7 protein-coding genes are annotated in these 13,221 nt (G+C 42.4%); all 7 read left to right on the forward strand.

Annotated features, from left to right (window positions below):
• Position 1: 1 nt before the first annotated feature.
• Positions 2-1,768 carry a RagB/SusD family nutrient uptake outer membrane protein gene (locus DIU38_RS03280; protein ID WP_112654466.1) on the forward strand — a complete coding sequence of 589 codons (1,767 nt, stop codon included), beginning with the start codon at positions 2-4 and terminating at the stop codon, positions 1,766-1,768.
• A 255-nt stretch (positions 1,769-2,023) separates the two neighbouring features.
• Positions 2,024-3,535 carry an alpha-L-fucosidase gene (locus DIU38_RS03285; protein ID WP_112654465.1) on the forward strand — a complete coding sequence of 504 codons (1,512 nt, stop codon included), beginning with the start codon at positions 2,024-2,026 and terminating at the stop codon, positions 3,533-3,535.
• A 23-nt stretch (positions 3,536-3,558) separates the two neighbouring features.
• The gene (locus DIU38_RS03290) at positions 3,559-4,380 is read left to right on the forward strand and encodes a glycoside hydrolase family 16 protein (RefSeq protein WP_112654464.1); all 822 of its coding nucleotides are present in this window, start codon (positions 3,559-3,561) and stop codon (positions 4,378-4,380) included.
• An 81-nt stretch (positions 4,381-4,461) separates the two neighbouring features.
• The gene (locus tag DIU38_RS03295; protein ID WP_112654463.1) at positions 4,462-6,516 is read left to right on the forward strand and encodes a glycoside hydrolase family 2 protein; all 2,055 of its coding nucleotides are present in this window, start codon (positions 4,462-4,464) and stop codon (positions 6,514-6,516) included.
• Positions 6,517-6,537: 21 nt separating this feature from the next.
• On the forward strand, positions 6,538-8,016 hold the full coding sequence (locus DIU38_RS03300) for a right-handed parallel beta-helix repeat-containing protein (protein WP_146750418.1): 1,479 nt from the start codon (positions 6,538-6,540) through the stop codon (positions 8,014-8,016).
• Between the two features lie 62 nt (positions 8,017-8,078).
• A complete protein-coding gene (locus DIU38_RS03305) occupies positions 8,079-12,146 on the forward strand; it encodes a hybrid sensor histidine kinase/response regulator transcription factor (RefSeq protein WP_112654461.1) in 4,068 nt (1,355 codons plus the stop codon).
• Positions 12,147-12,597: 451 nt separating this feature from the next.
• Complete coding sequence (locus DIU38_RS03310; RefSeq protein ID WP_112654460.1) at positions 12,598-13,176, forward strand: RNA polymerase sigma factor; 579 nt, start codon at positions 12,598-12,600, stop codon at positions 13,174-13,176.
• The last annotated feature ends 45 nt before the right edge of the window (positions 13,177-13,221 follow it).

Here is a 13,221-nt window from a genome sequence, read left to right on the forward strand (position 1 = left end):
AATGAAAAAGATATTTATAGCTTTACTTACCGTAATTATTGTAACAGGTTGCAAAAAGAACCTGCTTGATACTTCACCATACTCGTCTGTGGCTTCGGCTACCATGTGGACAACCGATAACTTTACCGATCTGGGTGTTACCGGTGTTTACCAGGCCTTGAGACTGGGTGAAAACACAGGGGGTGACAGCGAGCTGGAATTGTATATGTTTGACAGATTTGCATATACCGGGCAATACAGGAGCCAGGAATCCATGCTGTCGGGAACTATCACTACCGGGAACTCGCTTTTCAGCAGTACCTGGCAAAACCTTTACGAAGGTGTACAGCGCGCAAATGACGCCATTAAAAATATACCATTGAAATCGCCGTCGGATGCTGCTAAGAAAAGCAGGTACGTTGCCGAATGTAAGTTTTTAAGGGCTTATTTTTACCTGAGGTTAAACCAGTTATGGAAAGGTGTGCCGATATACCTTGAACCATTTACAGCAGAAGAGGCAACAAAACCACGCTCAACAGAAACGGAAGTATGGAACCAGGTAGTAGCGGATTTAACTGCTGCCATTAACGAGCCGGCCTTACCGCAGATATATGCCGCAGGGGCAGCCAATTACGGCCATGTTACCAAAGGTGCCGCATACGCATTACGTGGTAAAGCCTACATGTATTTGAAAAAATGGGATTTGGCTGCCGCTGATTTTAATATGGTAAAATCAGCCGGATATGCGCTCTATTCAAATTATACAAACTTATTTAAAGCCGCCAATGAGCAATGCAGCGAAATGATATTTTCTATCCAGAATGTTGCTGTTGCCGGTGGCGGAACCACTGGTTATGGTTCAACTACACAATGGTTTTGTGGTACCCGTTCATCTTTTGGTTCATGCTGGAACCAATACCTGGTATCGCCAAATCTTGTTGATCTGTATCAAAATCTTGATGGTTCAACTTTTAACTGGGATACGGTACTACCTGGTTATTCGAGCCTTACACCTGCACAAAGAGAAGTTTTCTTTTTAAGGAACAATCTCACTGCTGCTGAAATTACTGCAGCCACAACCAGGGGCGCGGCAATGAATTTATACCTGCCAACCGGTAATGAAGAAAGGATCCTTAAAGCTTATGCTAATCGCGACCCGCGTTTGGCCGCCAATGTCATTACACCATATTCTACTTATAATGGTGCTTATAATTCACTAAATGCTACAGTAACTTCACGCTGGCCTTACCGTGCAGAAGCTGCAATAGGTGGTGACCTGCGTACAGATACACAAAGCTATTTTTATTATCTGTACAGGAAATTTGTTTATGAAGGGATCTCTGAAACCATCAACCGTGCCTACGGGCCAACAGATTTTCCGATCATCAGGTACGCCGATGTATTGTTAATGTGGGCCGAAGCGCTGAATGAGCAGGGTTCAACTTCAGAGGCCGTTGCCAAAGTAAACGAAGTACGGGCAAGGGCCGGCGTCGGTTTATTAAACTCAAATGCCGCCACCGCAGTAGCCGGACAGGATGACCTGCGTGAGCGCATCAGAAACGAGCGCAGGGTGGAGTTCCCGAACGAGGGCATCAATTACTTTGATGAACTACGCTGGAAATCATGGAAAGACAAAGTATTTTACGCAGGCAACGGTGTAAAGCAAGTTTGGGGAGCCAACGTATACACCTATTCGTTCCAGGGCGATTATATTTACAACTGGCCTATCCCATTGGTTGAAACGCAAAGAAATCCCAACCTGAAACAAAATGATGGATGGATTAATTAAATAAATTAGAGTTTTTACCGTGTGCCATGAAAAGACGGCATGGCGCATAGTTAACTCACCCGGTCTGCGCTGGACCACCCTCTCTTCGCCTTTGGCGGAAAGAGGGTAAGGAAAATTGTAAGAATAAAATCCCGTCTTTACGCTTGCGTAGAGAGGGGTGCCAAGCGCAGCGATGGCGGGGTGAGTCGGTAAGGCGTTATTACTCCTTGCAAAAGGCATACGGTAAAGCTTTAAAGTAATTTGATCTCATATTATATGCCATTTTTAAACAAACTGATTTTTCCTTTACTGCTGCTGGCTGCTTCCGCAAAGGCGCAAAACAATAGTTTTACAAGTATTTCGCCGGGCGATACAGAGCAGGACATTATTTACAAGGCTGCTCATGTAACACCATCCCCAAGGCAACTGAGGTGGCAACAATTAGAGTTGACAGCGTTTTTCCATTTTGGCATCAACACGTTTACCAACGAGGAATGGGGCGATGGAAAGGAAGATATCTCACAATTTAACCCTACTGAGCTTAGTGCAGAGCAATGGGTTAAAACCGTTAAGGATGCCGGGATCAAACAGGTGATCATTACTGCCAAGCACCATGATGGCTTTTGCCTGTGGCCAAGCCGGTTCACTGAGTATGGCATTAAAAATACGCCGTACAAAAATGGCAAAGGCGATATTGTTAAAGAGGTAGCCAATGCCTGTAAAAAGTATGGCGTAGGGTTTGGGATCTATTTGTCGCCCTGGGACAGGAACTCTGCATATTACGGCGACTCGGTTAAGTACAATACCTATTTTGAAAACCAGTTAACCGAGTTGCTAAGTAATTACGGTAAAGTTGACGAAGTATGGTTTGACGGTGCAAACGGGGAAGGCCCCAATGGCAAGAAACAGGTTTATGACTTTAACAGCTGGTATAAACTCATTCGCAAATTGCAGCCGCAGGCAGTAATTGCCATACAAGGGCCTGATGTGCGCTGGGTTGGTACAGAAACCGGCAAAGGCAGGTTAACCGAATGGAGTGTGTTACCGGTTGATGAACAACAAGAAAAGAAAATAGCCGATGCATCGCAAAAAGATGTAATGGTAAAACCCGTTGTTTACAAAGCGGGTGAAGATCTCGGCAGCCGCGACAGATTGAAAGGAGCAAAAGGACTGGTTTGGTATCCCGCAGAAACTGATGTCTCCATCAGGCCGAGATGGTTTTATCATCGGGCAGAAGATGCTAAAGTAAAAAGCGGACAGGAGCTCCTGAATATTTACTTCACCTCGATTGGACGGAATAGTTTATTGTTGTTGAACATCCCACCGGATACACGGGGCCTCATCAGCGATAGCGACGTGAAAGCCCTTAAAGATTGGGCGCAATTACGTGAATCACTTTTTAAAAATAACCTGCTGAAAGAATTTACGGTACAATGTACAAACGGGATCAATAACCGGATGCTTGTGGGTGATCAGCGATCCTTTTGGACAACTAAAGGCAAGGACTCTACCGCTGTAATTGAATTTGATTCGTCTGCTCCTGTATCTTTTAACGTATTGCAATTGCGGGAAGATATCACTAAAGGCCAGCGGATAGAGAAATTTTCGCTGCAATGCCTGAAGGATGGTAAATGGATTGAGATCACCGCCGGCACTACGGTAGGTTATAAGCGCCTGTTAAGCTTTAAGCCGGTTACCTCCGGTAAAATACGGTTGCTAATTGAGTCATCGCGCTTTAATCCAACGCTTACAAATGTGGGCTTATTTAAAAGCGATATTACGCCCTGATAGCAGGGCTAAAATAACATCAGATGAAAAAAATATTTCTATTGATCGCCCTGGTTTTATGCGGGGCATCCACATACGCCCAGCAAAAAAGGAAACTGGTTTGGTCGGATGAGTTTAGTTATAAAGGTCAGCCAGATCCTCAAAAATGGGATTATGAAGATGGATTTGTACGCAATAACGAGCCTCAGTATTATACCACCAAACGCCTCGAAAATTGCCGTGTTGAAAACGGAACATTGGTTATTGAAGCCAGGAAAGAGGAATTTCCAAATGCCCGCTACAAATCCGGATCGACCAATTGGGCCGAAAAGGAACAATTTGCACATTATACTTCGGCCAGCCTCATCACCAAAGGGAAAGCCGACTGGAAATACGGGCGCATGGAAGTCCGCGCCAAAGTAGCTACCGGTGCAGGGGCGTGGCCGGCTATCTGGATGCTGGGAGCAAACCGTGGTGCGGTAAAATGGCCCGATTGCGGCGAGATAGACATTATGGAATACCTGGGCCGTGATCCTTCAAAAGTATACGGTACTGTACATTATGCCGATTCGTTAGGGAAATACCAGCATCAGGGTGAAAGCCCCATAGTAGGTGCACCTGCCGATGGTTTTCATATTTATGCTTTGGAGTGGTATCCCGACAGGTTTGAATTTTATTATGATAACCTGAAATACTTTGTGTTTGATATCAGCAAGGCGCAGCAAAAGGAGGGCAATATTTTTCAGAAGAACTTTTACCTGCTGCTAAACCTGGCATTAGGCCATGAGGGGTCATGGGCGGGCCCGTTTAACGACAATCTTTTACCACTAAAATATTATGTCGATTACGTGCGTGTTTATCAATAAATCAACAATCAGCTAAAATTTTCACAGCCAAAACAGCAACATTAACTGGTCACCGCTGATCAGTTTACTTCCTTATGCTTTATGAATAAACTACTATCAAAATATTTATACTTTTTTTCACTGTTATTGATCTATACAAATTACTCATTTGCTCAAATCGGTGCTCCTGATAGCCGTCAGGTTATCAATTTTAATAGCGACTGGAAATTTCATTTGGCTTATGATATCAGGAAGCAACCCGAAAAGATCAATGTAATATTGCCCCATACATGGAATGCCAGCGATGTGCTAAAAGGCGAGGCTAATTATGCCAGGGAGGCTGGTATTTACGAGAAAAGTTTCATTGTAAAGGAAAGTTGGAAAAATAAAAGGCTGTTCCTGTATTTTGAAGGCGCCAATAGTGTAGCCTCAGTTTTGATAAACAAACATTTTATTACAGAGCATAAGGGAGGTTATACGGCTTTTTGTATCGAAATAACTGATTCTATTAAGCCGGGTGAAGTAAATAATATAGAAGTGCAGGTAAGCAATGCTTACCGAACAGATGTGCTGCCTCTCTGTGGCGATTTTAACGTTTATGGCGGTATCCACCGGCCGGTTTCCTTGCTGGTTACATCAAAAAATTGTATTTCTCCTTTAGATTTTGCCTCATCAGGAGTTTACCTAACGCCAAAGGTTTTATCTGATAAAACAGCAGCAGTGAATATTGTAACCAAATTATCGGTAAATAACATAGCAGGTTTAAAAGTTAAAGCTGATATCCTGGATGCCGGTAAGAATATTATTGCCTCAGTTACAAGCAGCGTAACCAATAATACACAATGCAAACAAACGGTAAATTTAAATCAACCACATTTATGGAATGGCAAAGCCGATCCCTATTTGTACACTGTTGATGTTAGCTTAATAAGCGATGCGAAGATAATTGACCAAGTTACACAGCCTTTAGGGTTCAGGACTTACCGCGTTGATGCTGATAAGGGATTTATACTAAACGGTAGATATCTCGACCTGCATGGTGTTGGATTTCATGAAGATGTGGAGGGCAAAGCATCGGCAGTTGACAGCGCCGATCTGAATAAAGATATGGAACTTATCAAAGAGATAGGAGCTACGGCCATTCGTTTAACCCACTATCCGCATGGTAAATATTTTTATGACCTCTCCGACAGGAACGGTCTGGTTGTTTGGTCGGAGATTCCGTTTGTTGGCCCGGGAGGATACACTGGTGCCGGATATCTGAAAAACCAGGCATTGGAAAATCAGGTAAAGCAGGTGCTCACAGAAATGATCCGGCAAAATTATAACCATCCTGCTATTTGCTTTTGGGGTTTATTTAATGAGCTAAAGCTTGATCACGATGATCCGGTGCCATTTTTAAAGCAGTTGAATGAAGTGGCTAAAAAGGAAGATCCTACCCGTTTAACTACTGCCGCTACCTTTTTAGATGGAAGCCAGTTTAACCAGGTATCAGACATTATTGCCTGGAACAAATACTATGGCTGGTATGATGGCGAGTTTAAACAAATTGGCTCATGGGCCGATAAAACCCACCATGATTATCCGCGGAAGCCATTTGCCGTGAGCGAATACGGGGCCGGCGGCAGTCCGTTTAAACATGCAGAAAATGATGATAAGCCCGATGCTGATGGAAGGTTCCATCCCGAAGAGTGGCAAACACGCTACCATGAGGCTAACTGGCAGGAACTTAGCATGAGGCCATTTATATGGGGAAAATTTGTATGGGCGCTGGCAGATTTTGGTTCATCTATCCGTACCGAGGGTGATGCCGGCGGGATTAATGATAAAGGCCTGGTAACGTATAATAGGGCAGTTAAAAAAGACGCTTTCTACTTTTATAAAGCTAACTGGAATACTGAGCCTATGTTATATATTACCGATCGCAGAAACACGGTTAGGCATCATCAGGTAACTGTTGTGAAAGTGTACAGCACTAATCCAGATGTGAAACTGATGGTGAATGGTGTTGCGGTAAAAGGCAGTAAGGCCGATGATTTTCACACAATAAGGTGGGATAATGTTACCCTGCAAAAAGGAAAAAATAAAATTGAAGTAAGCAGCAATATTGACGGGCGTTTGCTGGAAGATTCCTGCGATTGGACATTGGAGAATTAAATCGTTATATATATAAATTGTATGAAGCAATTACTAATGCTGTTTTTATGTTGCAGCGCTGTTTTAAAAGTTTTTGGCGGTACCTATTATATCGATGATAAAAAAGGCGATGATACGTTTGATGGCCGAAGTGCGGGCAAGGCCTGGCGCTCGTTAAACAGGGTAAATAAACAGGTTTTTGAAGCCGGTGACAGTATCTTGTTCAAAAGGGGAGGAGTGTGGGAGGGCCAATTAGTGCCGATGGGATCCGGAACTGTGAAAGCCCCGGTTGTTTTTAGCGCTTTCGGATCAGGTGCCCTGCCCGAAATCAAGGCAAACGGGCACTTTAAAGATGCAGTTTTGCTGAAGAACCTTCAAAATATAGTGGTGGAGTACCTGGCGCTATCAAACTTTGACAGCACCGTGCCTTTCCAAAAAACGGGGCCGACCGGTGTAAGGGTGTTGGCTGAGGATATAGGCACATTGCACAACATCAGGCTTGCCAATTTGTATATTTATGATATTAATGGCGACAACAAAAAAGGATCGGCAGAGGGCTATGGCATCTTTTGGGATTGCCAGGGGCCAAAGCCAAGTAATATAGAACATTTGCTGATCGAAAATTGCAAAGTGGAGCGGGTTGACCGTAACGGTATCCGCGGTAATGGTACATTTTCATTCAGGACCAAATGGTTCCCGAATAAGTACTTGGTGATCCGTAATTGCCTGCTTGATGATATCGGCGGCGATGGTATTGTGGTTAAAGCTTTTGATACTGCCATGGTTGAACATAATAAGCTATTCCATATCCGTACAAGGGCGAAGGATAACGCGGTAGCCATATGGCCGCACAGCAGTGATAACACGGTGATTCAATACAATGAAGTGGCATATACCCAGAATGATAACTGGGCTAACGACGGGCAATCTTTTGATATCGACGGCAACAGCAGGAATACCATCATCCAATACAATTACAGTCACGATAATGAGGGTGGCTTTATGCTGGTTATATCCGATCTGATCAATAAGGATAATGAAATGACCACCGGGAATATCATTCGTTATAACTTAAGTGTAAATGACGGTCTGAACCGTAAACGATTGTTCAATTTTGCCGGAGTAACAGATAGTACGATAGTAAAAGGGAATATCTTTTATAATGACGGTTCAAAATCATGCACTGCCGAGGTGGCGGATATTGAAAACGGTATCCCGGATCATGTAAGCTTTGATGATAACTATTTTTTATTTGCCGGTAAAAACGCCGCTGTTTTTTCCAAATCACCCAAACAATATAGCAAGGTGGTTTTCAATAATAATGTATTTACGGGTAATATTATTGGCATAGATAATTTGACAAACGTAAAAGGCTTCCCCAAAACAAGCTCCAAACGTGCTAAAGTATTCCCTATGAGTAAATTATTCCCGTGGATGTGCCTGCCTGAAAAGCTCAGGACGCTTGTTCCTGCTTTCCCTGAAAGTTTATACCAGTCATATACTTCAAACGGATCGCGATGATAAATGCATAAGTGTTGGACAAGTAAGATAAATTTAATTAGTTTTATTTTCCGGGCGGCGAGATGAAACTAATTATAACCACATTCCTGTTTTACATATGTATTTCGCTATCTGCTTACGGTCAGCGGATAGCATTTGAAAACCTGACGGTGGATAATGGCCTGTCTCAAAATTCTGTATTGGCCATTGTTCAGGATAGCCGGGGTTTTATGTGGTATGGTACCCAGCATGGCCTTAATAAATACAATACGCGGAGTTTTAAGATCTATAAAAATGATCCGGCAGATCAGTCGAGTATCTCGTCTGATTATATTACTTCACTGGTCGTTGATTCGCACCAGGTGCTCTGGGTGGGCACACGCAATGGTTTAAATAAGTATAATCCCGAAACTGACAGTTTTGAACGGGTTAAGCTATCGCCCCGTACTTCTGGTGCTGAAATTATAAGTGGTGTTTATGAAGATAAACACAAAAATATGTGGATCTGGTCGTCTGACGGGCTTTACCGCTTTGTGAATACGACCGGGAGGTTTAGCTCTATTTCGGTTCCCGATTCTGTTGCCGGTTTGTATGGCACCAATGTTCACGTTATATACCAGGACCGCAGCAATGATTATTGGATAGGCTCTTCGGCCGGGCTTACCAAAATGCAGGAGCACAATGGCAGGTACAGCTACCAAATGTATAAGCACAATGATAAACTGCTTAATAGCCTGAGTGATAATTATGTAACCACCATTACCGAAGATGCCGCAAATAATTTATGGATAGGTACATTGCACGGTGGTGTAAACCTCTACAATAAAAGTTCAGGGGCCTTTACCTGTTTCTTAGCTAACAACGGCCCTAAGGGCCCTGCAAATAATAATATCAGGATCCTGCAGCCCGAAAAATCAGGAAAGATCTGGATAGGCACACAAAGCGGGGTGAATATCTTAGACCCGGTTACAAGGCAATTTGTAACCTATAGGCATGATCCCGAGGATAAGAATAGCTTAAGTCAAAACTCTATTTACAGTGTTTTTATCGATAATTCCAACACGGTTTGGATAGGTACTTATTGGGGGGGCATCAACATGGTATCCAATCCAAATACCACGTTTTTGACCTATCAAACTGCCCGTTATCACTCGGCCATTAATAATAATGTAGTAAGCGCTGTTGCTGAGGACGATAAACATAACCTGTGGATCGGTACGGAAGGGGGAGGCCTGAACTATTTCGACCGGAAAGCCGACGTTGTTACCACCTATCAAAACAAGATAAGCGATCCCACATCGCTCGGATCTGACCTGGTGAAAGTGATTTATATTGATAAAGACCGGACTGTATGGATTGGTACCCACGGCGGCGGCTTAAATATGTTTAACCCTGGAAACCATAGTTTTAAGCGTTTTCTGTATAAGGAAAACGACCCGGTAACCTTAGGCTCAGAAGTGCTGAGCATTTTGCATGACTCGGAAGGCAATCTTTGGGTAGGTACACAAAGCGGGCTGCTCGCTTTTCGTAAAAACGGCTCTTTATTGGAGCACGAATATCAGCTTGTTATCAGCAAAATCGGCAAAAAATCTGTCATGGCCCTGATGGAAGATAGCGGGAAGAATATCTGGATAGCTACTGTCAACGGCTTGTATAAAACCGATCGAAACCATACCCATATCAAGTTTTACAAAACTGAAGATGGCCTTAAATCAAATGATATTAATTGTATTTACCAGGATACCAAAAAGCAAATTTGGGTTGGCTCCTATTATGGCGGCCTTGCCCAATATGACGAGGTGCGTGAAAAATTTACAACTTATACCGAAAAGGAAGGCCTAACTAACAATAATGTACTCAGTATTTTGGAGGATGAAAAGAATAACCTGTGGATGGGTACGGGTAACGGTTTGTCTAAATTCTCCATCGCTACACAAATCTTTAAAAACTATAGCAAAAACGATGGGTTAGGGGGGAACACGTTTAATATCAATTCCTGCTACAAAACGAGTGATGGCGAAATGCTTTTTGGCGGCCTTAACGGCTTAAGCAGTTTCTTTCCATCAAAAATTGAGGATAATACTATCCCTCCGCCGGTAATTATTACATCGTTAAAGCTTTTTAACCAATCGGTAGGGATCAAACAGCCGGATAACCTGCTTTCAAAAGATATCAGCCTTACGCGGAAGGTTGTTTTCTCGCATGCTCAAAATGTGTTCACTATTGATTTTGCTGCGCTTAACTACATCAAATCGGACAAAAACAGGTACGCCTACAAACTGGATGGTTTTGATAAAGACTGGGTACATACAGATGTTCCATCCGCGCCATATACCAACCTGTCGCCGGGAAGCTATACCTTTTTCGCAAAAGGTTCAAACAATGATGGCGTTTGGGGTAAAGCGGTTACACTGCATATTAAAGTATTGCCGCCTTTTTGGGAAACCACCTGGGCTTATTGCTTATACGTGCTTTTTGTAGGAAGCATTGTATTCCTGCTGGCGCGTTTCTTTATTTTGAGATCTTTACTACGGCGCGATAAAGAGCTCACACATTTAAAGCTGAATTTTTTTACCAATATCTCTCACGAGATCCGTACCCATCTTTCCCTGATATTTGGCCCGGTCGAAAAGCTGATCCTTGAAGAAAAAGGCGGTTCGCAAGCCCGGCAGTTGCAGATCATCAAAAAAAACTCCGATAGCCTGCTGCAACTGGTTAATGAATTAATGGATTTCAGGAAGGCCGAAACCGGGAACCTGAAACTGCATATTTCAGAGTATAATGTGGTTACTACGATCTCCGAAATTTACAGTTCTTTTTATGATCATGCCGTGTCGGTTAATATCACTATCGACCTGGTTACCTCTGCCGACTATATCCCCCTTTATTTTGATAAGACACAATTAGAGAAAGTGTTTTTTAACCTGTTACATAATGCTTTCAAGTTTACCAATAGCGGAGGTTACATCAATATCCTGGTTGAGGACGGGAAAGATAATGTTACCATTACTGTAGCAGATAACGGCAAAGGAATTGCCCCCGAAAACCTGAAGAATTTATTTGAAAACTATTTCCAGGAAAATGATCATGGCAAACAAAATACAGGTTACGGCATAGGGCTTGCGTTATCAAAAAGTATTATCGAATTGCATAAAGGTTCTGTTTCGGTAGAAAGTAAAATAGCCCCTTCGGGTAACAGGACTTCCTTTGTAGTAAGCCTGCGCAAGGGTGCCGCTCATTTTAGAAATACTGATTTGATAAGAACCCCGGTAAACGACTTTCTGAACATACAAAATCCGGTGTTAGATTTTGTGCCTTCCGTAGCGCCGGTTATTCCACCCGAATCCTTATCGAGGGATAAAAAGCGCACCATTTTACTTGTTGAGGATAATTCCGAGGTACGTTCATTTATCGCCGAGTTTTTGCAATATCATTATGAAGTTATAGCTAGTGAAAACGGAGCCGAGGGGTGGGGGGCAGCAAAGGAGCATATCCCGGATGTTATTATAAGTGATGTAATGATGCCCGAAATGGATGGTTTCGCGTTATGCAATAAACTCAAAGCAGATGAACGGACCAATCACATCCCTGTAATTTTGCTAACTGCCAAAGCATCGGGCGCAAATCATATTGAGGGCCTTAAAATGGGGGCTGATGTTTATTTAACCAAGCCTTTCAGTATTGAGGTGTTGCTGCTGCAGGTTGCCAACCTTTTAAATGCGGGTGAAAGGATCAGAAAGTCATTTAAACAACAGATTACGGCTGCAAACGGCCATGTTTTAAATGTAATTGCAGAGAAGAACATCCAGGCCACACAGGAGTTGATAAGCACAATTGATAATGAGTTTATTAATAAGCTGGTCGGTATCATCGAAAAAGATATCGATAATTTAGCATTTGGTGTTCCTGACCTTGCGCGTGAGATTGGTATGAGCCAGCCTGTATTGTATAAAAAGTTGGATGCCCTTACCGGCATGTCGGTCAATGATTTTATCAAATCTGTAAAAATGAACAATGCCGGCATATTGCTCAGGACCAAACGCTATACCATCAATGAAGTAGCCTATATGGTTGGCTTTAGCGACAGGAAATACTTTAGCAAAGAGTTCAAAAAACAGTATGGAAAAACACCTACTGAATTCATGGAATAGTTAAAAATAGTCTCAAACAACCACAGGTGGCTATTCGCCTCAAAGTTTTAGTATACAGAGAAAAGTTGTTCTTTAGTTACGCAAACGTTTGTTTGAAGTTTGGGGCATTACATTGCCGGTAAACTTAACTATAAATGTAATAGCAGGATGCGCTAAGCTTTACCGGTTGTCTTAATATTCAATAGTTGTATGATTTTTGCTTGGCAAAACAAATAATAGACATTTAATGATGTTTATTTACTCCAACTCGGCAGCAATCAGCTTTCATTAATCAAACGTTTGCGTAGTCTTTTAACTGCTTCACATGCTCAAAACAGGCGCCTGATAACCTAACTTCCAATATTCTTAAAGATTTGTTTAAAAATCCTTAAGGATTTGATCATGTTTAATTTTACGAAAACGCCTCTGGTCACCGGTTCTGAAGCAGACCGTCTTTCGGGATACTGAAATAATGGAACATTACAGCAAATTAACCGATGAGAAATTGATCCTTCTTTTAAAGGAGAACGACCATAAAGCTTATGCCCAAATTTATGACCGCTATAAATTTATCCTTCATGCGCATGCGATTAATAAATTGCGCGACCGCGAAGAAGCCAGAGATATTATTCAGGAAGTTTTTACCTATTTGTGGGCTAAGCGTGAGCAGATTGTGTTTACTGGAAATTTGTCGGGTTATTTGTATGGTGCCGTCAGGAACGCCATCCTGAATAAAATGTCCCGTAAGCGGGTTCATGAAAAATATCATGATTCTATGAAAGCATTTGCATTACCGGAACAGATAGTAACTGACCATCGTGTAAGGGAAAACCTGTTACGAGAAAATATTGAACGGGAAATTGCCATGCTGCCACCCAAAATGAAAGCGGTTTTTATAATGAGCAGAAAAGAGTATCTAAGCCACAGGGAAATTGCCTGGAAATTGGAGATATCGGAACAAACCGTAAATAAACAAATCACCAATGCTTTAAAAATTTTAAAGGTAAAATTGGGTATAGTTATATACCTATTGGTGTTCCTGCATTTGTAAACCAAACAGTAAAATATTTTTTTATTTCATCTACCTGTATCGCCC

It is taken from the genome of Mucilaginibacter metallidurans (genome assembly GCF_003286435.2).
GTDB classification, from domain to species: domain Bacteria; phylum Bacteroidota; class Bacteroidia; order Sphingobacteriales; family Sphingobacteriaceae; genus Mucilaginibacter; species Mucilaginibacter gossypii.

Coding starts and splice junctions, on each gene's coding strand:
- DIU38_RS03280 (WP_112654466.1), top strand. CDS start 2: ATGAAAAAGATATTTATAGCTTTACTTACCGTAATTATTGTAACAGGT.
- DIU38_RS03285 (WP_112654465.1), top strand. CDS start 2,024: ATGCCATTTTTAAACAAACTGATTTTTCCTTTACTGCTGCTGGCTGCT.
- DIU38_RS03290 (WP_112654464.1), top strand. CDS start 3,559: ATGAAAAAAATATTTCTATTGATCGCCCTGGTTTTATGCGGGGCATCC.
- DIU38_RS03295 (WP_112654463.1), top strand. CDS start 4,462: ATGAATAAACTACTATCAAAATATTTATACTTTTTTTCACTGTTATTG.
- DIU38_RS03300 (WP_146750418.1), top strand. CDS start 6,538: ATGAAGCAATTACTAATGCTGTTTTTATGTTGCAGCGCTGTTTTAAAA.
- DIU38_RS03305 (WP_112654461.1), top strand. CDS start 8,079: ATGAAACTAATTATAACCACATTCCTGTTTTACATATGTATTTCGCTA.
- DIU38_RS03310 (WP_112654460.1), top strand. CDS start 12,598: ATGGAACATTACAGCAAATTAACCGATGAGAAATTGATCCTTCTTTTA.